29 protein-coding genes are annotated in these 23,871 nt (G+C 65.9%); 13 read left to right on the top strand and 16 right to left on the bottom strand.

Annotated features, from left to right (window positions below; all coding sequences use genetic code 11):
- Positions 1-10: 10 nt before the first annotated feature.
- Entirely contained in the window at positions 11-895 is an 885-nt protein-coding gene (locus tag GK109_RS12945; RefSeq protein WP_157240965.1) for a helix-turn-helix transcriptional regulator, read from the bottom strand.
- A gap of 139 nt (positions 896-1,034) precedes the next feature.
- On the opposite strand from GK109_RS12945, the gene GK109_RS12950 reads away from it, so the two are divergent.
- From GK109_RS12950 to GK109_RS12960, 3 genes are all read left to right on the top strand, one after another.
- The gene (locus GK109_RS12950; protein ID WP_197432467.1) at positions 1,035-2,255 is read left to right on the top strand and encodes a multidrug effflux MFS transporter; all 1,221 of its coding nucleotides are present in this window, start codon (positions 1,035-1,037) and stop codon (positions 2,253-2,255) included.
- A gap of 112 nt (positions 2,256-2,367) precedes the next feature.
- Complete coding sequence (locus GK109_RS12955; RefSeq protein WP_157240969.1) at positions 2,368-3,408, top strand: NAD(P)-dependent alcohol dehydrogenase; 1,041 nt, start codon at positions 2,368-2,370, stop codon at positions 3,406-3,408.
- Between the two features lie 109 nt (positions 3,409-3,517).
- A complete protein-coding gene (locus tag GK109_RS12960) occupies positions 3,518-3,697 on the top strand; it encodes a hypothetical protein (RefSeq protein ID WP_157240971.1) in 180 nt (59 codons plus the stop codon).
- A gap of 11 nt (positions 3,698-3,708) precedes the next feature.
- Here the strand turns inward: GK109_RS12960 and GK109_RS12965 are convergent, their stop codons facing one another.
- The 8 genes from GK109_RS12965 to GK109_RS13000 all read right to left on the bottom strand — a co-directional run bounded on the left by GK109_RS12965 (position 3,709) and on the right by GK109_RS13000 (position 9,297).
- Complete coding sequence (locus GK109_RS12965) at positions 3,709-4,746, bottom strand: nitronate monooxygenase (protein WP_157240973.1); 1,038 nt, start codon at positions 4,744-4,746, stop codon at positions 3,709-3,711.
- 29 nt (positions 4,747-4,775) lie between these two features.
- Complete coding sequence (locus tag GK109_RS12970) at positions 4,776-5,621, bottom strand: type II CAAX prenyl endopeptidase Rce1 family protein (RefSeq protein ID WP_370460579.1); 846 nt, start codon at positions 5,619-5,621, stop codon at positions 4,776-4,778.
- 170 nt (positions 5,622-5,791) lie between these two features.
- Complete coding sequence (locus tag GK109_RS12975; RefSeq protein WP_157240975.1) at positions 5,792-5,989, bottom strand: hypothetical protein; 198 nt, start codon at positions 5,987-5,989, stop codon at positions 5,792-5,794.
- 312 nt (positions 5,990-6,301) lie between these two features.
- Positions 6,302-7,072 (bottom strand): GAF and ANTAR domain-containing protein, encoded by a 771-nt coding sequence (locus GK109_RS12980; RefSeq protein ID WP_157240977.1) that lies wholly within the window; start codon positions 7,070-7,072, stop codon positions 6,302-6,304.
- The gene (locus GK109_RS12985; protein ID WP_157240979.1) at positions 7,069-7,323 is read right to left on the bottom strand and encodes a hypothetical protein; all 255 of its coding nucleotides are present in this window, start codon (positions 7,321-7,323) and stop codon (positions 7,069-7,071) included. Before GK109_RS12985 ends, GK109_RS12980 begins: the two co-directional genes overlap by 4 nt.
- A 2-nt stretch (positions 7,324-7,325) precedes the next feature.
- A complete protein-coding gene (locus GK109_RS12990; RefSeq protein WP_157240981.1) occupies positions 7,326-8,051 on the bottom strand; it encodes a GAF and ANTAR domain-containing protein in 726 nt (241 codons plus the stop codon).
- 169 nt (positions 8,052-8,220) lie between these two features.
- Entirely contained in the window at positions 8,221-8,568 is a 348-nt protein-coding gene (locus GK109_RS12995; protein WP_157240983.1) for a hypothetical protein, read from the bottom strand.
- A gap of 9 nt (positions 8,569-8,577) precedes the next feature.
- The gene (locus tag GK109_RS13000) at positions 8,578-9,297 is read right to left on the bottom strand and encodes a GAF and ANTAR domain-containing protein (protein WP_157240985.1); all 720 of its coding nucleotides are present in this window, start codon (positions 9,295-9,297) and stop codon (positions 8,578-8,580) included.
- A 160-nt stretch (positions 9,298-9,457) separates the two neighbouring features.
- On the opposite strand from GK109_RS13000, the gene GK109_RS13005 reads away from it, so the two are divergent.
- Positions 9,458-10,192, top strand: a complete 735-nt coding sequence (locus GK109_RS13005) for a GAF and ANTAR domain-containing protein (RefSeq protein WP_157240987.1) — start codon at positions 9,458-9,460, stop codon at positions 10,190-10,192.
- Between the two features lie 29 nt (positions 10,193-10,221).
- On the opposite strand, the gene GK109_RS13010 is transcribed toward GK109_RS13005, so the two are convergent.
- Entirely contained in the window at positions 10,222-10,950 is a 729-nt protein-coding gene (locus GK109_RS13010) for a hypothetical protein (protein ID WP_157240989.1), read from the bottom strand.
- Between the two features lie 100 nt (positions 10,951-11,050).
- Between GK109_RS13010 and GK109_RS13015 the strand changes: the two genes are divergently transcribed.
- The 3 genes from GK109_RS13015 (at position 11,051) to GK109_RS13025 (ending at position 12,648) form a co-directional block, all read left to right on the top strand.
- Positions 11,051-11,383, top strand: coding sequence for a metalloregulator ArsR/SmtB family transcription factor (locus GK109_RS13015; RefSeq protein WP_157240991.1), 333 nt, complete (start codon positions 11,051-11,053; stop codon positions 11,381-11,383).
- Between the two features lie 12 nt (positions 11,384-11,395).
- Complete coding sequence (locus GK109_RS13020; RefSeq protein WP_157240993.1) at positions 11,396-11,896, top strand: SRPBCC domain-containing protein; 501 nt, start codon at positions 11,396-11,398, stop codon at positions 11,894-11,896.
- Positions 11,897-12,054: 158 nt separating this feature from the next.
- Positions 12,055-12,648 carry a DUF1992 domain-containing protein gene (locus GK109_RS13025; RefSeq protein ID WP_370460782.1) on the top strand — a complete coding sequence of 198 codons (594 nt, stop codon included), beginning with the start codon at positions 12,055-12,057 and terminating at the stop codon, positions 12,646-12,648.
- A gap of 109 nt (positions 12,649-12,757) precedes the next feature.
- Here GK109_RS13025 and GK109_RS13030 read toward each other — a convergent pair whose 3' ends face one another.
- Positions 12,758-14,935: a transglycosylase domain-containing protein gene (locus GK109_RS13030; protein ID WP_157240995.1), complete on the bottom strand. Its 2,178-nt coding sequence runs from the start codon at positions 14,933-14,935 to the stop codon at positions 12,758-12,760.
- Between the two features lie 179 nt (positions 14,936-15,114).
- Here GK109_RS13030 and GK109_RS13035 point away from each other — a divergent pair, with 179 nt between their 5' ends.
- A complete protein-coding gene (locus GK109_RS13035) occupies positions 15,115-15,753 on the top strand; it encodes a PadR family transcriptional regulator (RefSeq protein ID WP_157240996.1) in 639 nt (212 codons plus the stop codon).
- On the opposite strand, the gene GK109_RS13040 is transcribed toward GK109_RS13035, so the two are convergent.
- The 3 genes from GK109_RS13040 to GK109_RS13050 all read right to left on the bottom strand — a co-directional run bounded on the left by GK109_RS13040 (position 15,754) and on the right by GK109_RS13050 (position 18,538).
- Complete coding sequence (locus GK109_RS13040; RefSeq protein WP_321214435.1) at positions 15,754-17,106, bottom strand: ammonium transporter; 1,353 nt, start codon at positions 17,104-17,106, stop codon at positions 15,754-15,756.
- 345 nt (positions 17,107-17,451) lie between these two features.
- The gene (locus tag GK109_RS13045) at positions 17,452-18,246 is read right to left on the bottom strand and encodes a carbon-nitrogen hydrolase family protein (protein WP_157240998.1); all 795 of its coding nucleotides are present in this window, start codon (positions 18,244-18,246) and stop codon (positions 17,452-17,454) included.
- A 55-nt stretch (positions 18,247-18,301) separates the two neighbouring features.
- Positions 18,302-18,538, bottom strand: coding sequence for a DUF2630 family protein (locus GK109_RS13050; protein WP_104999083.1), 237 nt, complete (start codon positions 18,536-18,538; stop codon positions 18,302-18,304).
- A 57-nt stretch (positions 18,539-18,595) separates the two neighbouring features.
- Between GK109_RS13050 and GK109_RS13055 the strand changes: the two genes are divergently transcribed.
- Complete coding sequence (locus GK109_RS13055) at positions 18,596-18,994, top strand: hypothetical protein (protein WP_157241000.1); 399 nt, start codon at positions 18,596-18,598, stop codon at positions 18,992-18,994.
- Between the two features lie 18 nt (positions 18,995-19,012).
- On the opposite strand, the gene GK109_RS13060 is transcribed toward GK109_RS13055, so the two are convergent.
- A complete protein-coding gene (locus tag GK109_RS13060) occupies positions 19,013-19,369 on the bottom strand; it encodes a DUF202 domain-containing protein (protein WP_157241003.1) in 357 nt (118 codons plus the stop codon).
- The gene (locus tag GK109_RS13065) at positions 19,353-19,757 is read right to left on the bottom strand and encodes a DUF202 domain-containing protein (RefSeq protein ID WP_321214433.1); all 405 of its coding nucleotides are present in this window, start codon (positions 19,755-19,757) and stop codon (positions 19,353-19,355) included. Before GK109_RS13065 ends, GK109_RS13060 begins: the two co-directional genes overlap by 17 nt.
- Before the next feature lie 110 nt (positions 19,758-19,867).
- Between GK109_RS13065 and GK109_RS13070 the strand changes: the two genes are divergently transcribed.
- The 4 genes from GK109_RS13070 (at position 19,868) to GK109_RS13085 (ending at position 23,795) form a co-directional block, all read left to right on the top strand.
- A complete protein-coding gene (locus GK109_RS13070; protein ID WP_157241006.1) occupies positions 19,868-20,902 on the top strand; it encodes an LLM class flavin-dependent oxidoreductase in 1,035 nt (344 codons plus the stop codon).
- A 236-nt stretch (positions 20,903-21,138) separates the two neighbouring features.
- The gene (locus GK109_RS13075; RefSeq protein ID WP_157241007.1) at positions 21,139-22,236 is read left to right on the top strand and encodes a ferredoxin reductase; all 1,098 of its coding nucleotides are present in this window, start codon (positions 21,139-21,141) and stop codon (positions 22,234-22,236) included.
- Positions 22,237-22,249: 13 nt separating this feature from the next.
- A complete protein-coding gene (locus GK109_RS13080) occupies positions 22,250-23,446 on the top strand; it encodes an acyl-CoA desaturase (protein ID WP_157241009.1) in 1,197 nt (398 codons plus the stop codon).
- Positions 23,447-23,597: 151 nt separating this feature from the next.
- Entirely contained in the window at positions 23,598-23,795 is a 198-nt protein-coding gene (locus GK109_RS13085; protein WP_104999076.1) for a hypothetical protein, read from the top strand.
- Positions 23,796-23,871: the final 76 nt, after the last annotated feature.

Below are 23,871 nucleotides of genomic sequence, written 5' to 3' on the forward strand. Positions count from 1 at the left end.
AGGCGCTTCGTCAGCCCCGTGCGCCGGCCTGGGCCAGTTCCACGATGTTCTCGGTGGCGGCCCAGGAGGCGAGGAGCTTGAGGGCCTCATCGGAGGGGCTGCCGGGTGTGGCCGGGTAGACGGTCAGGGAATGCCCCGGGTCCTCCTCCAGCCCCAGCACCTGGTAGTTCAGTTCCAGGAGCCCCACCACGGGATGCTGGAAGAGTTTCGTTCCCGCGTAGTGGCGGCGGACGTTGTGCGCAGCCCAGCGCGTCCGGAACTCGTCGCTGCGCATGGACAGCTCCCCAATGAGTTCGGCAATCCCCTTGTCGTGCGGATTCCGGCCCGCCTCGCGCCGCAGGATGGCAACGTTGGTGTTCGCTGCCCGCTCCCAGTCGATATAGAAGTTGTGGGCCCGGGGATCCAGGAAAATGAACCGCGAGTGGTTCGCGGGCCTGGCGGTGCTGCGGTACATGTCGGAGTACAGCGCGTAGCCCAGGGTGTTGGCGGCCACGATGTCCATCCGGTTGTTCCCGATGAATGCCGGCGCGCCGGTGATGGTGTCCAGCAGGAACTGCAGCTCCGGCCGGACCCCGGACGGCACCGGGGGCGCCGCCCGCTTGCGTCCCGATGTGTTGGCTGTCCGGGCGAGGTCGTAAAGATGGTCGTGCTCGGCGCGGTCCAGCTCCAGTGCGCGGGCGATGGCGTCAAGGACGCTGTCCGAGACGCCCGTGAGGTTGCCGCGCTCCAGCCGGGTGTAGTAGTCAACGCTGACGCCGGCAAGCCTGGCCACTTCTTCCCTGCGGAGCCCGGGGACGCGGCGGCGCCCGCCGTAGGGTTCAATTCCTGCCTGCTCCGGCGTGATGCGTCCACGGCGGGTGGACAGGAACTGTCGTACCTCGGCTCGGTTATCCATAAAGGACACGTTACGACGAATCGGGAAACCGTAAGGAGGGTCTGCCAAAACCCGTTTCAGCAGGGCCCTCGCTACGCCTGCGGGCGGCCGGTTTGATGGAGAAGACCCCTCAGCCAGCAACCGGATGGAGCATCAAACCATGCTGCCTACTACCATGCGTGCGCCGGCGGTGAGCGCCCTCCCGGCGACGCTGGTGGCCACGGTCATCTTCCTGACGGCCGTGGCGCCGCTGGCAACGGACATGTATGTTCCGGCCTTTCCCCGCGTTTCGGCGGAGTTCAGCACCACGGCGTCCGCCGTGCAGCTGACCCTGACCACGTTCTTCGCCGGGATGGGGCTGGGACAGCTGGTGGGCGGGCCGTTCAGCGACCAGCGCGGGCGGCGGTTGCCGCTGGTGGCCGGCACCCTCCTGATGACGGCGGCGTCGGTTGCGTGTGCCGTGTCGCCGGACATCGGAATCCTGATGCTGGCCCGGTTCCTGCAGGGCTTTGGCGGCGGCTGGGCCATGGTCATCGGCCGCGCCGTCATTGTGGACCTGGCCCACGGTCCACAGCTGGTCCGGGTACTCAACATAGTCATGGGGATTGGCGGTGTTGCGCCCATTATCAGCCCGCTGCTCGGTGCGGTCATCCTGCAGCTGACCGGGTGGCGGGTGACGTTCTGGACGCTCGCAGCCCTTGGCATCCTCATGACGCTCTGTGCCCTGTTCGTCGTTCCGGAATCGCTCCCGCCGGAGAAGCGCCACCCGGGCGGGCTGGCTGAATTCGGCCGCGCGGCCAAGTCCGTGCTCTCAAACCGCCGTTTTGTTGGCTACGTCATGGTGGCGTCGTCGGCCTTCATTGCCTTGTTCGCGTATGTGGCGACGTCCGCGTTCATCCTGCAGGGCATGAATGGCCTGTCTCCGGTCATGTATTCGATCGTGTTCGCCGCGAACGCCGGCGGCATGACCATCGCCGCCCTGCTGTCTGCCCGCCTGGCAGGCCGTGTGTCGACGAGGAAAGTCATCTTTGCGGGCCAGCTCCTCGCCCTTGCCGCGGGGGTGGCCATGCTGGCCGGGGCGCTGTGGTGGGCCACTCCGCTGCTGGTGGCCATGGGCAGCTTCTTTGCCCTCATGGTGGCCCAAGGCCTGATCAACACCAACGGCGGCGCCCTCGCCTCGGCGGAGGTACCCGGGCACCCGGGGACCAGTTCGGCGGTCCTGGGGCTCGTGCAGTGGACCACCGCCGGAATTGTGGCGCCCCTAGCGGGCCTGGGCGGCGAGGACACAGCCGTTCCCATGGCGCTGCTGATGATTGGCGGGGCACTGCTTTCCATTGCGGGGCTCCTTGTCCTGGCCCGCCCGCACAACCGCCAAGGGTAGGACTGCCAGAACCAGTTACAACAGGGCCACCTCTACGGGCCTCGGAACCCGGTGTGACGGCATTGCACGCCTGTAGCATTTCAATATCCCCCAAACAGACCTCAGGAGACCCATGACCACCGTCAAGGCTTACGCATCCCCGTCCTCGACTGAGGACCTCATTCCCACCACCATCGAACGCCGCGAAGTCGGCCCCAACGACGTCCTGATCGAGATCAAGTTCGCCGGCATCTGCCACTCGGACATCCACACGGTCCGCGGCGACTGGGGCCCGCAGCAGTACCCGCTGGTTCCCGGCCATGAGATCGCGGGCGTCGTCACCCAGGTAGGGCCCGCCGTCACCCGGCACGCCGTGGGCGACCGCGTCGGCGTCGGCTGCATGGTCAACTCCTGCAAGGAGTGCGCCAACTGCCTGAAGGGCGAGGAGCAGTACTGCCTCAAGGGCAACGTCGGCACCTATGGGGCCGTGGACCGCGACGGCACCGTCACCCAGGGCGGCTACTCCACCCACGTCGTGGTGACCGAAGACTTCGTGGTCCGGATTCCCGAGGGAATCGAACTCGACGCCGCCGCGCCGCTGCTCTGCGCCGGCATCACCACCTACTCGCCACTGCGCCACTGGGGTGCGGGACCCGGCAAGAAGGTTGCCGTCGTCGGGCTCGGCGGGCTCGGCCACATGGCCGTCAAGCTTGCCCACGCGATGGGCGCCGAAGTGACGGTGCTGTCCCAGTCGCTCAAGAAGCAGGAGGACGGCCTCAAGCTGGGCGCCGACCACTACTACGCCACCAGCGATGAGAACACCTTCGCCGACCTGGCCGGCAGCTTCGACCTGATCATCAACACCGTCAGCGCCTCGATCGACATCAGCTCCTACCTGCAGCTGCTCACCCTCGACGGCGCGCTGGTGAACGTCGGCGCCCCCGCGGAGCCGCTCCCGGTCAACGCGTTCGCGCTCATCATGGGCCGCCGCTCCTTTGCCGGTTCCATGATCGGCGGCATCCGCGAAACGCAGGAGATGCTGGACTTCTGCGCCGAGCACGGCCTCGGCGCGGAGATCGAGGTCATCCCCGCGGAGAAGATCAACGAGGCCTACGAGCGCGTCCTCGCCTCGGACGTCCGCTACCGCTTCGTGATCGACACCGCCACCCTCTAACAGCACAACGCATTCGACGGCGGCCGGTCCCGGAAAGGGGCCGGCCGCCGTGGTGCGTGCGGGAGCCTTCTCCTGCAATCCCCTGCCGGGGACGCAACGAATAACCGGCATGAACTACTACACCCCGGCGGCGCAGGACCGGGCCCGGGACGCCGCATCCGATGCCATCGAGAAAGTGCTCAACGGCATGTCCGAACCGTTGAGCAGGCACGCCCTGAACGCCCGCTGGAAAAGGGCGTGCGAAGCCATGGACAGATACCTGGAAGCGCAGGACACGGGCGAGGAATAGGCCCGCTCCGGTCAGGGCCGCAGGACTGCGAGGATTCTTGCCGCGGGGCCTTCGACCGTGTGCCTAAAACCCGTTCCCGCCCACAGGCTCATGGAATCCGGATCCCCGGCAGCAGCGGCCGCGGCGCGCAGGGGAGCGGTGAGGTGGTGGATCTCCGGATATCCGTAAGGGGCCTCGCCATCGTGGCGGCGCATGAATTCGTTGTAGAGTCCGCGGGCGTTCCGCCCCGAGAAGGAGCGGGTGACCGAGGTGGTGGTGAAGCGCCCGGAGGCCAGGGCCGTCCGGTGGGCTGCCTTGGTGCCGGCCTCGTCGGCGCGCAGGAAGGCTGTTCCGGCCTGGACCGCCACAGCTCCGCGGGCGAGTGCGGCCCGGGCGTCGTCTCCCGTGGCGATTCCGCCGGCCGCTATCAGTGGCACCCGGAGATCCGCCAACTCCTCAAGCAGGCCGTGCAGGGATTCATCCTCAGGCCGCCTGGCGGTGTCAAAGGTGCCGCGGTGTCCGCCGGCTTCGGGCCCCTGGACGCAGAGTGCATCAATGCCTGCATCAACTGCCCGGAGTGCCTCAGGCCGTGAGGTCACTGTGCCGATGACGCAGACGCCCCGCTCCTGCAGGGCGGCGACCACGGCTGGGTCCGGAAGATCGAAAGTGAAGGAGACGACGGCGGGCGCCTCCTCCAGCAGGACGTCCAACTTGGCGTCCCAATCGTCGTCGTCGTGACGCGGATCGCCGAGGGCGGCGCCCAGGCGTTCCGCCTCCGGCGCCAGGGACAGTGTGTACCGGTCCAGTGCCTGGGGACTGATCATCGAGGGCTGCGGGACGAACACGTTGACGCCGAAGGGACCGTCGGTCAGCTGACGGGTGGTCCCGATCTCCGCCTTCACGGCTGCGGCGGTTTTGTAGCCTGCCGCAAGGAAGCCAAGTCCTCCTGCCGTACTTACCGCCGCGGCCAGTTCCGGGGTGGACGGCCCGCCTGCCATCGGCGCCTGGACCACGGGCAACAGCAGGGAAGCGACACTGAAACGGGGTGTGCTGGGGATGGAGGAATCCAAGATGTCAGGCCGCTTTCTGGCTGGGGAGTTCAGTACAGGAAAATGCTGATCCACTCGCGGTTGTGCGCGTGGATCAGCACCAGGAACAGGACAAAGTCGAACAGCAGGTGGACGCTCACAATGTAGGACAGCGACTTGGTGACCGTGAACAGCCGGGCCTGCAGCAGGGCAAACGGGAAGATGAAGAAGGGTGCCCAGGCGTGGAAGCCCAGTTCCCAGAGGAAGGACGTGAACAGTACCGCCTGCAGCAGGTTTGCCTGCCAGTCCGGGAGGTGCCGGCGCAGCAGGGTGAACGCGGTGCAGATGAAGAAGAGCTCGTCCCAGATGCCCAGCACGTTCGTCCCCAGGAAGAGCCGGATAATGCCGTCCGGGTCGCTCACTGCGGGCCAGTTGTTGTAGACGCCGGTGCGGATCATGTACACGGGCATCAGGGCATAGCCGATCACCAGGACAGCCGGCAGGTACCATTTTTCGGCGCGCGTCCACGGCGTTCCGGTCCTGATCGGGAACCGGATGGCGTGGTCCCTGGTGACGAACCTCGAGACAGAATAGGGGATGCCGACGGCCAGGACCATGGCCGTTCCCATCACCGCCATGTGCTCAGTGCTGATGTCCGTGGTGATGGGGACCAGGCTCATGGCCGTCAGCCCGACTCCGATCAGGGCAAGGTCAACCAGGAGGCGGCGGCTGATGAAGCCGGCCACGGCCAGCGCGGCCGCCAAAAGCAGGAATCCGGAAAGGCGGTCCTGCCATGCGAAGAGCAGGAAGCCCGACGCCGACACAAGGGCCGCCGGGAGCAAGGAAAGTGACGCCGCGGCCGGCTGTCCAGCGCCCGCCACAGCGGCGTCCGCTTGCGCTTGTGGTTGCTGCCTCATGGTTACCTTTGTTGCTCGGGCGGCGCTCCGGCCTGGATGCCACACAGTCTACTTGCCGCCCACCAGAGCAGGGAAAGGCCAGCGTCAACCCCTCGCCGGGCGGGCGGTTAACGCAAGCGGACGACGGCGGGAGGTCCCGGCGTCGTCCGCTTGCGTCTTGGTGTGGCCGCCTAGGCGGAGGCCAGCGCCTTGCCCTCGCCGCGCAGGCTCAGGGTGAAGGTGTTGGGGCCGCTGCAGGTGACGGCGACGCGGCAGGTGGTGGTGTTGTGCCGCGCGGAAAGGTCGCTGACCGCAGAGTCAAGGGTGTGGTGGAGCGTGGACCGGTCCCAGATTTTGAGGGTCACGGAGTCATTGGCATCGAACGTCATTATTCAACTTCCATTTCTTGCGGTTGGCGGCCTGGAATCTTCATTGCCCGGGCCGTGTCCTCGTCTATGAGGACGGACTGCAGGTGGGAAAGCGCATTCCCGTACTTCAATAGTGGCGGCTGCCGAAAGGGTTGGCAACCGAATCCGGGCCGATGTGACCAAGCACACCGGCCGCCGGCGGGCTGCGGTCTTCTTTGGGTGCAGGCCCGGCCGACATCTTCCATAGTGCCCAGCCGGCAGCATCGCCCTCAACATTGTTGCGAGTGAATCTCATCACGTCCGCCGGCGCAGGCCGATGCCCGCGCCGGGGTGTTAGGCGTCGAAGTAGGTCTTGATTTCCTTCTCGCCGGAGATGGAGGCGATGACCGCCGCCGCCACCTCGCGGAGCTTGATGTTGCGCGTGCTGGAGGCCTTGGTGAGGATTTCGAACGCCGTTTCCCGGCTGCACCGGTTCTCGGCCATGACGGCTCCGACGGCCATGTCGATGATGGTGCGCGACTGCAGGGCGGTGGAGAGGTCGGCTTTCGCCTCGCTGAGCTGTGTGATGCGAAGGACCAGCCTCAGTGATCCGGCTGCCTGGCGGGCGAAGGATTCCACGGTGGAGATGTCTTCAGCCGAAAAACCGTGGCTGCGGTTGGAGTAGAGGTTCAGGACGGCCTCTGCATCGCCGGCCAAATCCAGCGGCACGGCAAGGATGGAGGCAACGCCTTGCGCCTGGGCCACTTTCATGTACGGCGCCCAGCGGTGCTCGCCAGCCAGGTCGGGGACCAGCAGCGGACTTTTCGTGCGCAGGGCAGTAAGGCACGGGCCTTCACCGAATCCGTTCTGCAGTTCGTCCAGGGCCCGCGCTTCGTCGTCACTGCTTGCCACGGCCTTGGGCCTTTTGTGGCGGATCACGGTGATGCCGGCGTGGACCGTGCTGCCTGGCGTGGACAGCCGGTCAGCGGCAACCACGGCAAGGTCGGTGAGGAAGCCGGCGATGTCCTGGCTGTCCAGGACCAGTTCCTGCAGCCTCGTGTCCATACCGGGGGTTTCGTGGCTTCCCGTGCCGGAGCTGCCGGTGAAGTGTTCCGGGTTTGTCATGGCGGCTCCTCCTCGTCCATCATCTCCATCATTGCTGTGTCAATCAGGTGTACTTGCGCGGCCGGTATGTCCAGGGCGTCGTGGAGGTAGGCGTCAAGCGACACTTCATCGAGGTCGCCGCCGATGCCGTAATAGTAAATCCAGAGCTTTTCCAAGGGCAGGTCTGTGGTCCGGTAGCGCCGGGCAGCCCCCTTGCGTTCCTGGGCTGCCCGATCCGGCAGTTCGGGCCCGTCGGCCCCGAAGGGATACATCCCTACACTCGGTCATTGGGGAGTGCAGGGAGCTCGGCTCCTCGCACGATGTTCTGGGCGATCACGTGGATTTTGCGGTTGCTGGATTTCGCCGCCAGGCGGAGGATCTCCAGGGCGCCGTCCCGCCCGCCCCTGTGCTGGAGCATGATGAGGGACACGGCCGCGTCCACAGTTGCCCTGGATTTGAGGGCCGCCCTGAGGTGCTCAGGGTGGACGTCCGCCCCATGAAGACGCAGCGCGATGCGGAGGACCCTGGACATGGATGCTGCATGCTGCTCCAGGAGGACCACGGTGCCCTCATTGAATGCACTGGTCGTCCCTGCGTAGCAGTTAAGGCTCGCCCGTGATGACGCGTCTGTGGAAATGGGGACAGCAAGGACGGACCGGACGCCCTCCTGGGCTGCCGCCTCGGCATAGGCGCTCCAGCGCTCGTCACCCGCCAGGTCCGGAACCCACACGAGGCGCTGGAGCCGGGCTGCGGTGAGGCAGGGGCCCTCGCCGAACGAATACTGGGTTTCGTCCAGCCGCCGGCCCTCTTCGCTGCTGCTGGCAACTGTTGACAATCCGCCGTCCCGCTCCAGTGTGATGGTGCACGTGACTTGACCGTCGGCACCCGCCATGGATGCGGAAAGGGTGGCCAGTCCCAGGAGGAATTCAGGGAAACCCGGACTTTCGAGCAGCAGGTCCTGCATCTGGTCTGAAGCGGTGAGCGTGCTTTCCTTGGCCATTAGGCCTCGATCCCTGGGTGCACCAGAAGCCCGTCCTCTGGTTGGCGGCCGCTGCTCTCTACGCTGGCTGGCCCGAGTGTTCAACCTCCGGAGCGTTTCTGTCCCGAAGATCTCCTACTACTGACATTACGCCCCTGCGGGAGCTATTGATACGCGGCGGCCGATGGGGCTACTCGTCCCGGTCCGGTTGCCGGCTGGTGCTGTCTTCGGTGCCTGGCTGCCCCTCGCCTGCCGAGTCGGGAACGCCGGAAGCGGGGCCGCTGTCGAAGTCGTCAGAGTAGGGCGCCCGTGGCCGCGGGAGATCGTCAATCAGTTCGTTTGCCGCCAGCGCCAACAGGTCGCGCTGGACCGGGGGCAGGGAAAGGAGCCCCTGAAGATAGGCTTCCACCTCATATTCCCCTGCGTCTCCCGACAGGCTGAAGTATTTCAGCCACAGCTCTGACACCGGGATATCCGCTGCCTTCATGGCTGCCCGGAGCCGGCGCCGCTGTTCCGGTTCGTTGGGATCAAAGCCCATTTGCAGGTCCTAGGCTCCGGGAGGCAGCGTCCCGGCGAGGACGCGTTCGCTGACGTGCTGCAATGCTGTGTTCTCGCTGCGGGCAAATTTCATCAGCTGCTGCAGGGCAGCTTCATGGGTCAGGCCGGATCGCTCCATCAGCACTCCGCAGGCGCGGTTCACCAGGTCCCGCGTGTAGAGGGATGCCTGCAGGCCCTCGGTCATTCGGTGCGGAGCCTCGCTGGCCTGGATGTGGGCAAGCAACGTGGCTGCCGGGGCCGCGAAGAGCTGGAGCAGGGCCGCGCTGGATGCGTCATAGACGCCGGGGGCGGCGGCGTACAACTTCAATGCGCCGAGGGATTCACGGCCGGCGATCAGGGGAGCGCTGACCACTGACGCTATGGGCAGCCCCCTGACGGCCTTCCGCCACTCGGGCCACCGGGACTCACCTTCCAGGTCCCTGACCAGCACGGGTTCCTCTGCCGCCCACGCGGTCAGGCAGGGTCCTTCCCCGCACTCGTACTGGATGGCATCCGCCTGGCTCACAATCCCGTCGGTATAGCCGCTGCTGGTGCGGCGCCCGCGGGCGTCCATGAGCGAGACGCCGGCCCCTATGGTGCCGGCAACCGACTCCTTGGCGGCCTGGGCCAGGAGCCGGACAGCCGTAGTGGCCTTTTCCTCCGTCAGCAGCAGCCCTTGAATCCGAGCAACGACAGTGCTGAGCTCGTCAAGGGGAAGTCGCTGCGCCATACTCTCAGCATAGAGCCAAGCCCCGGAGGTCTTCCCTTCCGGTATCAGGCATTTCCCGTGGCCGGGCGAGCCCCACCTTCAGCTGTGGTCCGCGCAGCCTGGGGTTTCCGGAGGCGGAATGCCTGCTGCCCGACAGCAGGCGGGACAGTAAGATGGGCCCATGTCGAGTTCACCGGATAGAGAACAGATAGAAGAGCTTCAGAGCATCCTGGTGGGCGCAGAAAACGTTGTTGAGTTCCTCACCGGACTCGCCGGCCTGGCTGCAGCATCTGTCTCTGACGTTGCGGGGGACCACGTCGAATGTGCAGTCACCCTCAAACTGCGGCGAAAGCCCACTACCGTGGCCGGCAGCAGCCAGCGCGCAGTCGAACTGGACCAGGTTGAGCAGGCCGTGGGGGACGGTCCGTGCATCAAAGCGCTGCGGGAGATGTCCCCGGTGATCGTGGACGATGTTGCCACGGACTCCCGGTGGCCGGAGCTGACCCGACAGCTGGCGGAAGCAAACGTCCGCAGTTCCCTGGGCGTGCCGCTGGAGATCAGCGACGAGGCCAGCGTTGCCTTGAATTTCTTTGCGTCGAAGCCGGGCATGTTCACGGCCAATGTCTACGACAAGGCCCTGGGCTTCGCTGCAGCGGCGCACAACACGCTCCACCTCTCGGTCCGCCTCGATACTGCGCAAAGCCGGGCGGACAACCTGGAAGCGGCCATGCAAAGCAGGACCGCGATCAATCTGGCTTGCGGAGTCATCATGGCCCAGAACCGGTGTTCCCAGGCAGAAGCGATGGACATCCTCACCAAAGTCTCCAGCAACCGCAACAGGAAGCTGCGGGACGTCGCAGCGGAACTCATTGAACAACTAAGCGGCGACAGCGTCCAGACGCACTTCGACGCCTAAGGGCTGCCCGCAGCCTGCCGTCCCGCTACTCAGGCCGCACGCAGGACGGAGACGCTGCAGCCTGTCCCGGACCTGCGGACGTCCCAGCAAGTGCCCCTGCCCAGCACCTCAAAGCCGTCATTTTCCGGTGCCGCCAGGACCAGGGCGGTGTCCTCATCGATCGCTACAGCCCTGTCCACCAGGCCTCCGGCCACGGCACCCACGGCCCGGCTGAGCGTGCCCGCCTGGGCCGCATGCACATCCACGGCGAACGGGGCCAGGCCCAGTCCGTCCCGGATCTCGACTTCCGCCAGGCCCTCCGAGCATTCCCCGCCGCACACTTCGACGCCGTGAATCAGATGACCCCCTATCAGTGCCCTGCGGGGCGCCACCATGGCCCCCGCGGAAAAGCCGAGGTACGGCGTACCGGCGCCAACCACCCGTGAGATGGCGGCCGCCGCGGCGCTGAGCCCATCCCAGTAGGCCGGCGTCAGCCCGCCGCCCACCACCACGCCGTGGACGCCGTCGAATACGGCCGGATCCGCCGGATACGCCGAACTGAGCAGGACCGGCACCAGCTCAACCGGTGCGCGGGCGAGGAGTGGTTCCGCGTACTCCGGCAGGGCTTCCTCAGGGTTCCCGCTGCGGTGGTGTAGCGCCGCGGCAATCCGGACGGGACCTTCCCCGCCGCTGTGTTCCTGGACGTCACGGACGAAGCGGTCGAACAACTCGGGGAAGGCTGCAGGGTCGGGACCGGCGCCCGCCAGGAAGATGCTCATGGCCTTCAAGATACCCGGATGCAGGGGCTTTGCGGCGCAAAGTGAACGGGGTCCCGGCTTCCATTGACACCGGGGTCCCGCGGGGCTATCGTACAACCAAATGGTTGTAGATCAGCTCAGTGATGCGGACGTCGATCGCCTGTTCCAGGCGCTGGCGGACGCCACCCGGCGGGACATTGTCCGCCGCGTAACAGCCGGGGAGTATTCCGTCTCCGGCCTTGCTGCCCTCTACGACATGAGCTTCGCCGCCGTCCAGAAGCATGTGGCGGTGCTGGAGCGCGCGTCCCTGGTCACCAAGGAAAAGCGCGGAAGGGAGCAGATGGTGCGGGGTAACCATGAAGGCCTGCAAAAAGCCCGGCGGCTGCTCGATGAGTACGAGGCGATCTGGCGGCAGCGCGTCGACCGGATCGCGGACATTCTGGCTGAAGGATAGGAAGGTTGCGCAATGCCTGTTATCAGTTCCACCAAGAATCTCGAGGCCCTCAGCCTCACGCTCGTGGCGGAGTTCGACGCCGGCGTCGAGCGCGTCTGGCAGATCTGGGAAGACCCGCGCCAGCTGGAGCGCTGGTGGGGTCCGCCCAACTATCCGGCCACGTTTGACCGGTTCGACTTCCAGCCCGGCGGGAAGGCCGGGTATTACATGACCACCCCGGAAGGCGAGAAGCCCCGAGGGTGGTGGAAATTCAGGACCATCGAGCCGCCGCGGAAGCTCGAATTCGATGACGGCTTCGCTGACGAAACCGGAGCGCCCTTGGATGCCATGGGCAGTGCCCATGCCGCGGTAGACCTGGAGGACATCGGCGGCCGCACCCGCATGACCATCATGTCTATCTTCGATTCCGAAGAACAGATGGAAGAGATGGTCAAGATGGGCATGGAGGAGGGCATGAAGGAGGCTTTGGGCCAGATCGACGCGATCCTGGCCGAGCATGCCAACGCCGGCTAAGCCTCGCGGCACTCGGGAGAGCGTACGACGGCGGGACGTTCCGGCGTCGTACGCTTTCCTTTGTCCACGGGCTGGCTGCGCCCGGCAGGCGTTGAACAGGGCGAAAAGCTTCTGAATACTGGAAGGAAGCAGCATTCCCAGGCGAGGCGGTGGCAGCGGTGAGCGGCGGTGCGAAGGATATCCGGAGGCGCCTGGAACGCGCCGCTGAGGTCCGGTCCTACCGCGGAGCCGGAATCAGCGCCGAGGAAGAAGCCGCGCTCGACGCCCTCGAAGCGCAGGAACGCGAGAAGCGCAAGAAAGTGAGCGACGCCGCCCGGGCGGAATACCTGGTCCGCGATGCCATGGCCCAGGGCAAATTCGACAACCTCAAATACGCGGGCAAACCGATTCCGGGGCTGGGGGAGCGGTACGATCCCGACTGGTGGGTCAAAGGGCTCATCCAGCGGGAGAACCTCAGCGGGCTCGGCCCCGCCGCGATCCTGCTCCGTAGCGAGGATGCGGAGCTTGATGCCCGGCTGGATGCCCAGTACACCGAGCAGCAGGTACGGGACATCCTGCAGGACTTCAACCGGCGGGTCATCGATGCCCGGCGCCAGCTCCAGGGTGGCCCGCCGGTGGTCACCAAGACCCGTGACGTGGACGAAGCGGTGGCGCGGTGGCGCGAACGCCGTGCCGCCCGTCCCGTAGAGGCGCCGCCGGAACCGGAACCGCGGCACTCGTGGTGGCAGCGGCTGTGGAAGGGGACCGGCTAGCGGCTTGCTTCTTCCCGGTCCGCCGCGCCGCCGCTGCCGGGCACGGCATGGCGCATTCCGGACGGCGGGAAGCGCCGTCGTCGTAATTCCCACGCGAATGGCCCGGTGCTTACGGCCGCGGGCTCGGCGAGGGGCTCGGGCCAATCATCGATGGCGGAGGAGGCGGGAACGGGCCGGCGGGATAGAGCGGCACCACGTTAAGCATGTAGTAGGCCCATTGGGGTCCGGCGATCATGTAGCCGTCAAGGCGGGGGTAGAAGGTTCCGTTGATGGTGACGTTCTGCCCGGCTCGCTTCTGCCCCTCAAGTGCGTCACCGAAGAAGGACGCGGTGGCCAGGCCGGTGGTGTAGCCGACGATCCACGTGGACCCGTTGGTGTTCGAGGTGCCCGTCTTGGCCGCCACAGGGAACTTGTCATGGGTTTTGGGGTTGATCCAGACGCCCGAGCCCTTCTTAAGCACGTCCTGCAACACACTGTTGACGCCGCGGGCCACGTCCGGCTTCACTGCGTCCCGGCACTCGACCGTCTGGGCAGGCAGGTTACCGCCGGTTGCGTCCTTGACGTCCGCCAGCGCAATCGGTGTGCAATAGCGGCCGTCGTTGGCAAAAGTGGCAAAGGCATTGGCCAGATGAAGGGGAGCAACTCCGATCGCGCCCAGGAGGTTGCCCAGCTGGTGCATGTTGATCGGGGTCCCGTCGAGTCCGCTGTGGAGGCCCACAGCGTCCACCATCTTCTGGATGCCACAGAAATCCAGCTGTGCGGCTGTCGCAAACGTGGCAGTGTTGATCGAGTTGTAGAGCCCGTAATTGATGGGCATCTTCCGGTAGAAGCCCTCCTCGGCGTTCTGCAAGTCATCAGCGGCGCCCAGCTCCGGGTTATTCTGGGCGGTGCTGTAGGCGCCCAGCACCTTTCCGCAACTGGACCTCCAAGGGAATCCCAGCGGATACACGCGCCGGGACGCGTCCACTTCCGCTGTCAGCGACTTGCCCTCGTTGAGCCACTCGGCAAAGGTGAACGGCTTCATGGTGGACCCGGGCTGGAAACCGCCGGCTCCGTTCAGGTCGTTCCCCTGCGGATCCTTGGCGTCCACGTTGAAGTTCAGTTGCGTGTCGAACTTCCCCGGTTCGGGAAGGAACACGGTGTTCTGGGCCATGGCCAGGATCTTGCCGGTACCGGGCTGTACCGTCACCAGTGCCGCACCCCACCGGTCCGGATTGGGCCCGGCCGTACCGTCCACCTGCGCCTGGGCGGCAGCCTGGAGCCTGCTGTCCAGGGTAGTGACGATGGTGAGGCCCCCACGGTACAGCTTCCTCTGCCGTTCCATCAGGCTCGCCCCGTAGGCAGGGTTGTTCAGGATGAGATGCGAGATGTAGTCGCAGAAATAGGGCGCCATCGAGGCGTTGGCGCAACCTTGCCGTTCCGGGCTGATTTTAAGTTCAATGGGCGTAGCCACGGCTTCGTCGTGCTGGGCCTGGGTGATCATGCCTTGGCGGAGCATCTCCGAGAGCACCTGGTTCCGGCGGACAATCGACTTGTCAGGGTTGACCGCCGGGTTGTAGAACGTCGGGCTGTTGACCAGTCCGGCCAGCAGGGCTGCCTGCGGAAGGCTGAGGTCCTTGGCGGTGGTGCTGAAGAAGTAGTGCGAGGCTGCCTCGATGCCGTAGGCGTCGCTGTTGAAGAACACAATGTTCAGGTATCCCTCGAGGATCTGCTCCTTGGTGAACTTCTTCTCCAGCGCAATGGCCAGTTTCATCTCGCGCAGCTTGTCGCCGACGTTCTTTTGCCCGCTCAGGATCACTTCATCCGGCCTGTTCTCCGAGAGGCGGGCCTCATTTATCACGTTGGTGACATATTGCTGCGTGATGGTGGAGGCGCCCTGCTGGCTGCCCTTGGTCAGGTTCGATACCAAGGCCCGCACGATCCCTTGGGGATCAATGCCGGCATGCTCGTAGAACCTGCTGTCCTCAATCGCGACGATGGCACCCCTGATATAGGGCGACATCTGGTCCAGGGGGATCCTGACGCGGTTCTCCGCATAGAAGATGGCGATCGGCTGGCCGTCGGAGGTGAGGACCTTGGTGGATTGCGACGGCGGCTGGACTGTCAGTTCTTCCGGCAGGCTGTCGAAAAAGCCAATGGAGTTGCTGACGCCGAGGCCAGCGGCCGCCACGGCCGGAACCACCAGGCTGGCGGCCAGGACGCCGCACAGGGCACTCGTTGCCAGGAACCCGAGGAACCTTCCCAAGGCAAGGCTGAAACCGCGCCCGCGCTTCCTCTTCGTCGCCATTCTTCAGCCCTCAAGCCTAGGGGGTGCCAAAAGACTACGCCGGTGGGAGGGGGCGATCCACACCTCGGAGATCAGGATTTGGTCACTCTTGAACCCCTTGACCGGTCGATAGATAGCGACATATCGTTAACTATCGCTGATAAATCCAGCGAAGACTACGGAAGCAAGAGGAGGATGGCATGAAAGGCATTCCTGAAGGAAGGTTTCCAGGGCCGGAATTCGGCAGGGGACGGTTTGAGCGCGGGCGGGGCCGGAGGGGGCCGCACGGGCACCGGGGTGGCGGGTTTGGCCCCGGCTTTGGACCAGGCTTTGGACCAGGCTTCGGCCCGGGATTCGGGCCGGGATTTGGCCCTGGCTTCGGTCCGGGGCTGGGCCGAAGCCCGCGAAGGGCCAGCAGGGGCGATGTCCGTGCCGCCATCCTCTCGCTCCTGGCGGAAGCGCCCTCGAACGGTTACGGATTGATCAAGACGATCGCCGAAAAGACGGGGGGAGCGTGGCGGCCCAGCCCCGGGTCCATTTATCCAACCCTTCAGCAACTCGTTGACGAGGACCTGATCTCAGCGCTCAGTGAGGGCCGCGGGACGGAGTTCACCCTAACCGACGCGGGCCGGGCCTACGTTGCCGAGCATGCAGAGGAGATGGAAAACGCCTGGAACGCCGGGCAGGACAGTCCGGATCGGGACTTCCACCAGAGCATCGGGAAGCTGATGGGCGCCATTCACCAGTTCCGCAGCGGGGTCACCGAGGAACAGCGCGCCGCCGCTATGGAAAAGATGGATGAGACCCGCCGGGCGCTGTACAAGATCCTGGCTGACTGATCAGGCGAAAGAGTCTTCCTTGCGGTGCTGTGCAGCCGCGCCGGACTCCGCGTCGGCGGACATGCCAGCGGCGGACGCTGCGGCAGGGAAGGGGGATGCGGTGTGCGGCAGCGGATTGAAGCCCGCTCCTATCTCCCCGAACGCATAGGCGCTCTCGGCATGTTCGGCCAGGTCCACACCCGCAGTTTCCGCCTCGTGGCTGACCCGGAAGCCGATGGCCTTGTTGATGGCACGGCCAATGACAAGGGTTCCGACGCCGGAAAGCAGCAGGGTGATCACGACGGCCGCGGTCTGCGCGATGAGCTGCTGGACGCCGCCGCCGTAGAAGAGGCCGCCGCCCAGGCCGTCTGCCGGGAGGGCGATGAAGCCCAGCGCGAGGGTTCCGATGAGCCCGGCGCCGAGGTGGACGCCCACCACGTCCAGGGAGTCATCCAGGCCGAACCGGTACTTGAGGTCCACGAAGACCGCGCAGGCAGCTCCCGCCACCAGGCCCAGGCCCACGGCAGCCAGCGGGCTGATGTTGGCGCAGGACGGCGTGATGGCCACAAGCCCGGCCACCACGCCGGACGCCGCGCCGAGGGAGGTGGGGTGGCCGTGGCGGAGCTTCTCCGTCACCAGCCAGCTCAGCATGGCCGCGGCGGGAGCAACCAGCGTGTTCACCCAGATGAGGCCGGCCTGTTCCGCCGTTGTTGCGGCGCCGCCGTTGAAGCCGAACCAGCCAAACCACAGGATGGCGGCGCCCAGCATGATGAAGGGGACGTTGTGCGGGCGGTGGTTGGGGTCTTTCGCGAACCCGTGGCGCTGTCCCACGATCAGGGCCAGGACCAAGGCGGCCGTTCCGGAGCTGATCTCCACCACGGCGCCGCCGGCGAAGTCGATGACCTGGCCGAACACGGCGGTGACTGCGCCGCCGGAGCTCATCAGCCCGCCGCCCCACACCATGTAGGCGAGCGGGCAGTACACAACTGTGATCCATACGGGGACGAACAGGGCCCAGGCGCCGAACTTGGCGCGGTCCGCAATGGCGCCACTGATCAGGGCAACAGTGATGATGGCGAAGGTGGCGCTGTATCCGGCCTTGATCAGGTCGGGGGAACCCATGAGGTTCTGCAGGCCGAAGTTGGCGAACGGGTTGCCGAAGAGGCCCAGCACGCCGTCGCCCGTTGTCATGGAGTAGCCCCACAGGACCCAGACAACCCCGACGATCCCGGCGGAGATGAAGCTCATCATGATCATGTTCAGCGCGGCCTTGGCCCGCGTCATGCCGCCATAGAAAAGGCCAAGCCCGGGCGTCATCAGCAGTACCATCGCGGCTGAAATCATCAGCCAGACATGTTGGGCAGAAATCTCCACCTGCGGGTCCCTTCGCGTTGCGCCTCGAAGCGGGGCACTCTTCCAGGCCCTCGCATTTCCCCCGCAGTCCATCTTTCGCGTTTTGTGTTTCGGGAAATGCGCCTCAAAGTTGCGTCCGCGTTACAGAAACGGCCGGTGTGTGAAGTCCCCGTGTCCGTTATGTTTCGGCTGTGTAAACAGCCGCCATCCCGAAGGGGGCGGGGCCGCCGGGCTTTGCTCCGCAGGCCGCGCGGTAAAAGGGCGGGCCGGATGCGGAAGGTGAGAAGCGCCGTCGCACGCTGGAAATGGGGAGATTACGGCGCGGTGAACGGAAGCTCACCGCACCGGCGCGCTGAAAAGCCCCGCTTAGAACTGACGGGCGTTGGCCAACACCGGAAGCTTGCTGCGCACATCGTCCACCAGGGACGGGTCGATATCGACGACGGCGAGTTCCGGCTTTCCGCCCAGAGTTGCCACGGCGGTGCCGAAGGGAGTGATTACGGCGCTGTGGCCGATGCCCGTGGGGGCTGTGCCTGCAGGGCCGGCGCCTATGGTTTCGGGATCGCCCTGGCCGCAGGCAACCACGAAGGTGGTGCTGTCCAAGGCCCGTGCCCGCACCAGGAGGTCCCACTGCTCCGCCTTGCCCTCGCCGGCGCCCCACGACGCGCACACGATGTTGACCTGTGCTCCCCGGCGGGCGTTGGCGGTGAAAAGGGCGGGAAAGCGGACGTCGTAGCAGGTGGCAAGTCCGAACACCGTGCCATTAAGTTCAAAGGTCACCGGAGCCTGGCCCGCGTCCACTGTCCTGGATTCGGCGAAACCGAAGGCGTCGAAGAGGTGCACCTTGTCGTATGAAGTGTCCAGCCCGGGGCCGGTGACCAGGAGGGTGTTGCGGACCCGGCCGTCCTTTCCGGGGGTGAACATCCCGGCCACGATCGCTATGCCCAGTTCCCTGGAAATGGCCCGGACTTCCCCGGCCCACGGGCCGTCCAGCGGCTCAGCGACATCTCGGAGGGAATGGCCAAAGGCGCGCATGGCGGCCTCGGGGAACACCACCAGCTCGGCGCCGGCGGCCTTGGCCTGTGCAGCGTAGTCCCGGATCAGCTCCAGGTTGGCTGCGGGGTCAGCGCTGCTGATGATCTGCGCGACTGCAAGGCGCATGGAACTCCAATCTCTTCACGGCGGGGAGCGGCACGGGTGCAACGATGCCGTGCAGCTACTGCTTGTAGCCCTCGACTTCGTTGACCGGACGGACTTCGGCGTCATCGGGGTCCTCGCCGGAACCGGCTTTGGCCCTGCGCTGGCGCAACAGGTCCCAGCATTGGTCCAGGCTTTCTTCCACCTGCTTCAGCCGCGCCTTGTCCGGCATCTGGCCGTCTCCGGAGGCCTCGCGAAGGGAGTGCTCCTCTTCCACAAGGGACCGGATGCGCGTGAGGAGATCTTCATCGTTCATGTCTACCCCTTAGGCCGGAACGGTTTTCCCCCAGCGTACGCCTGTACCATCGGAATCATGCCCACTGTGCTTGATATGGCAGGTCCAATCCTCGAGATGCTCACCTGGTTGTGCCTGCCCGCAGGGCTCGGATTGCTCTTCTATACCGGGTTCCTCCGCCGCTTCGTTCATCCCTGGGCAGTAGCCGAGGCCGTGGTGTATTCCGACACCACAGGGGTGGGCTTTCGGTGGTTCGACCGCAAATACCAGGTGCACCACGCGCCCATGTCGCCCCATGACATCAGGGACCTGGCGGTGGGCGACACCCTCCCCATCTACTATCACCCCAAGCGCCCCACCCAGTGGCAGACCACGGCGCCGGAAGAAGCAGGGAGGACAGCATCCGTGTTGGGCCGCTGCCTCACCGCCATCGGCGCTGTGGCCTTGCTTGCCGGCTTTGTCCTGCCGATGTTCTAGGGGTCCTGCGCCGCAGCTTCAGCCGGCAAGGACAACGCCAATGCCCAGGCAGCCCAAGGCGACCCCTGCGAAAGCCGTCCAAAGCACCGCGGTGATGTCGGCGTCGAGCCGTTCCCTGGAGAGTCCCCGGGACCGGACACGGTACCGGCGGCGTTGGGTCAGGTAGATGGCCAGCGCTGCGGCGGATGAGACGGCGAACAGCATCAGGATGGGGAGCCCGTGCTGCGGGAGCCAGCGCAGGAAGATGGCGCTGACCGTCACCAGGGCCAGCATGGTCCGGCCCCAGGCGAGCGAGGTCCGCTCCGGCTGCAGGCCCGGGTCGCCATGGCCGCCGGCGGTGCGGGACGCCGCCACCTGGTCAGCGCCAGAGGACAAAGATGAGGACGACGGCGGCCGCCAGCGCGCCTGCCCCGGCCAACAGCGGGACAACGAGCGGCAGCGGAAGCGGCGCGTTGTTCCGCATGCTGCGCTCCACCCGGAGCCACCGCACGGCTGATCCCGCACTCAGCAGCATTCCCAGCAGGAGCAGCAGCACCGCCAAACCCTTGCGGACCGGTTCCAGGAAGAGGCCGGCGGTGAATGCCTCGATGGCGATCCCTCCGGCCAGCAGTGCGAGCGACGTGCGGATCCATGCAAGGAAGGTGCGTTCGTTGGCGAGGGTGAACCGCGGGTCAGGTTCTTCTCCGCCCGGCAACAGGCGCTCGGCGATTTTCCCGCGCGACGGCGGGACGGAAGCGCTGGCGGGCTGGTCGCTGTTGGTCACGCTGCCAGTCTAGCCACGCCGCCGGGCTTCACTGGGCGGCAGCACGGAATAGGCCCAGGGCAGTCCGGACCGTCGGGAATGCCCGCGGTGTCCGTGCAGTTGGGGCAGGTATGGAGCGCATCGGATTTCTTTCCTTCGGCCACTGGGGTCCCGGACAGGGCTCCCGCACCAGGACCGCCGGCGACGCCCTCCTCCAGGCCATTGACCTTTCGGTGGCCGCGGAAGAGCTTGGGCTGGACGGGGCGTTCTTCCGCGTGCACCACTTCGCCCGGCAGCAGGCCTCGCCGTTCCCGCTGCTTTCCGCGATAGCCGCCCGGACCAGCAGGATCGAGATCGGTACCGGCGTCATTGACATGCGGTACGAAACCCCCCTCTACATGGCCGAGGAGGCCGCAGCCACAGACCTGATCAGCGGCGGCAGGCTTCAGCTCGGCATCAGCCGTGGTTCACCCGAGCCCGCCCGCCAGGGTGCGGCAGCTTTCGGGCACGTGCCCGAAGCTGGGGAGACCGACGCCGACATGGCCCGCCGGCACACCGCCCTCTTCCGTAAGGCAATCACCGGCGCCGGTGTGGCGGAAGCGGACCCGCGGTATGCAGGCGGAACCAGGGGACTGCTGCCCGTCCAGCCCCAGTCGCCGGGGCTCGCGGAGCGCATTTGGTGGGGAGCCGGAACCAGGAAGACGGCGGTCTGGGCCGCGGATCTCGGCATGAACCTGATGAGTTCCACCCTGCTCACTGAAGATACCGGTGTTCCCTTCCACGAACTGCAGGCCGAGCAGATCCAGCTGTTCAGGGATGCCTGGGCCGCAGCAGGCCATGCCCGCCGGCCGCGGGTTTCGGTGAGCCGCAGTGTCCTCCCCATCGTGGACGCCGAGGACAACATGTACTTTGCCGGCAGCGCCCTGCGCGACAGCCGGGACCAGGTGGGAATCATCGACGGGCTTACTGCCAGGTTCGGGAAAAGCTATGCAGGCGCACCGGACGTCCTGGCGGAGCAGTTGGCTGCCGACACCGCGGTGCAGGCCGCGGACACCCTCCTGCTCACTGTCCCCAACCAGCTGGGCGTGGACTTCAACGCCAAGCTTTTGGGCAACGTCGCCCGGTATATCGCACCGGCACTTGGCTGGCAGGCGGCACGCCCCTGACCCGTAGCTGCCGGCCGTAACCTTGCCGTCTTCCCCGTAAATATCCGCCTGCCCACACGCGGTGAGGGTAAACTAAGTATGCTTAGTGAAGACTGGGGAACCTTCTGCACACCGCAGCCGTTAGACTTATAGTGCGGCTTTGGGGGCTTAGCGCCCTCATTATTACAGCGTGACTGCGGAACGGTCATATAACGAAGAGAGAGAAATATGGCCCGCGCCGTTTTAGGCTTTACCCTATGATCCGGCTACGTCAGCTGGCCCAGGCGGCCTCTGTCCTCACCACGCCCTTGGCGCCGGAGGATATCCTCGCGCTGTTCAACCCCGTCTATTCTGCCCGGCAGCTTCGCGGCGTGGTTACGCGCGTGGTCCAGGAGACCGCGCAGTCCGCCACGATCTTTTTCCGGCCCGGCCGCGGTTGGCACTCCCACCTGGCAGGCCAGTGGGCGCGCATCGGCGTCGAACTCGATGGCGTCCGCCACTGGCGGTCCTACTCCCTGAGCGCCCCGGCAGGCAAGGACCCGGCTATCACCGTCACGGACGTCGGCGCAGTCTCCGGCACGCTGGTGCGCACCACCCGTCCGGGCGACGTCCTGTTCCTTGCCCCGCCGCAGGGCGACTTCGTGCTTCCCGAGCACCCCCGGCCCCTGCTGATGGTCACGGCGGGCAGCGGCATCACTCCGGTGATGTCCATGATCCGCACCCTTGTTCCGCGGCGTCCGGATGCCGACGTCGTGCTGGTCCACTCGGCCCGCACGCCCGGGGACAGCCTGTTCCGCGAGGAACTTGCCGAGCTCGCGGACCAGTTCCCCAACTTCCGGCTGGCCCACTGGTACACCGGCGAACAAGGCCGGATGGACCTCACCAACACCGACCAGCTGGACGAGATCTGCCCGGACTGGAAGGAACGCGCGGCGTATGCCTGCGGTCCGGACAGCTTCCTGGACGACGCCGAAGCCCTCTGGAAGCGGGCGGCGCTGACTACCGCAGCTCCGGGCTCGGACGTCGCGGTGGCCGGTGACCCCGGGAACCTCATGATTGAACGGTTCAACACCACGTTCAATGCCGGCGTGGGGCACGACGGCGGCCTGGTCACCTTTGAAGCGTCTGATCGGGAAGTGGAAGCCGACGGCGACACCCCCATTCTGGACGTCGGTGAGGACGCCGGCGTGCTGATGCCCAGCGGTTGCCGGATGGGCATTTGCCACAGCTGCCTCACACCCCTCCTGGCCGGACAGGTCCGCGACCTCCGCACCGGGGAAATCCATGGCGAGCCCGGCCAATTGATCCAAACGTGTGTCTCGGCAGCCGCCGGACCCGTCAACCTCGAAATCTGAGGAGCACAACGGTATGTCTGTAGTTACACCCAGCAAAACCACCGCCGGAGATGCCTCCAACCAGGAGAAACCTGCGGCGGGAAGCAGGACGCGCCCCGGGAAGCTGGCCGAATCCGGCAGCCCCACGGTGCGGCCGCCGGCCGCCGCCCACCTGAGTGATGAACAAGTGGCGGAACTCGGGCGCGAACTGGACGCCATCCGCGACGAGATCCTGGCCAAGCGCGGGGCGTCGGACGCCGCCTACATCCGCCGCGTGATCAAGATCCAGCGCGGCCTGGAGATTTCGGGCCGTGCCGCGCTGCTGGTCAGCAAGAACAAGGCAGCCTGGGTCACCGGCACCACGCTGCTGAGCCTGGCCAAGATCCTGGAAAACATGGAGATCGGGCACAACGTCCTGCACGGCCAGTGGGACTGGATGCGGGACCCGGACATCCACTCCACCACCTGGGAATGGGACTTCGTCACGCCGTCGCGCTCCTGGCAGCACACCCACAACGACCTCCACCACCGCTGGACCAACGTGGTGGGCAAGGACAACGACGTCGGATACAACCTCCTGCGCATGGACGAGAACCAGCCGTGGAAGCCCTTCAACCTGGGCAACCCGCTGTACAACGCGATCCTGGCTCCCCTTTTCGAGTGGGGCATCGCCATCTATGACCTTGAGCTGACCGAGTACCAGGAAGGCAAGAAGTCCAAGGAAGCGCTGCTCAAGGACCTCAAGGCCCTTGGCAAGAAGGTTGTCACCCAGTTCACCAAGGACTATGCCGCAACCCCCGCGGTGGCCATGCTGACCGGCTCCGGCAAGCAGGCGCTCTACGGAACCCTGACAGCCAATGCCGTCCGCAACGTCTGGGCCCACGCGGTCATCTTCTGCGGCCACTTCCCCGAAGGCACTGACACCTTCACGGAGGAAATGGCCGAAGGCGAAACCCGCGGCGACTGGTACATCCGCCAGATGATCGGCTCCGCCAACATCTCCGGGTCAAAGTTCATGCACATCATGACCGGTAACCTCTCGCACCAGATCGAGCACCACCTCTTCCCGGACCTGCCTTCCAACCGGTACGCCGAGGTGGCGCCCAAGGTCCGTGAAATCTGCCAGCGCTACGGTCTGAACTACACCACCGGACCGCTGCTGAAGCAGGTTGGCTCAACCTGGGGCAAGATCTTCAGGCTGGCCCTGCCCGGCAAGGCCGCCAAGGCCTGACCCGACACCTTTGCAATGCATCGACATGCACCTCCGGTTCCGGATCATCCTGGAACCGGGGGTGCATTTGTGTTTCCCCGTGCTCTCGCATTTTTCGAGGTCAACGGCGCATAATTGACCCACACCCGCCGCCGTGGCCAATGGAGGACTCATGCGGATTGTCGGAGCACTGATTGTCATCTGGCTGATCATCGGCGGCGTTGCTGCCTGGCAGCGGGGCTACTTCGGGGGAGCGCCCGGAAACTGCGCAGAGGCGGGCACCATTGCCATCACCATTGCCGCCGGCCCGTTGAACTACATGGGAGCCAACCCCCAGATCAACTGCGAGCTTCCGCAACCTTCCCAGTAAGCGGTAGCGTAACGGGACCTGGCACCAGCCGGGCCTCACGGTTGGGCTGTACTGGATGGCGGACCGTCCTAGAGTG

The sequence above is a fragment of the Pseudarthrobacter sp. GA104 genome (genome assembly GCF_009741265.1).
Classification (GTDB): Bacteria; Actinomycetota; Actinomycetes; order Actinomycetales; family Micrococcaceae; genus Arthrobacter.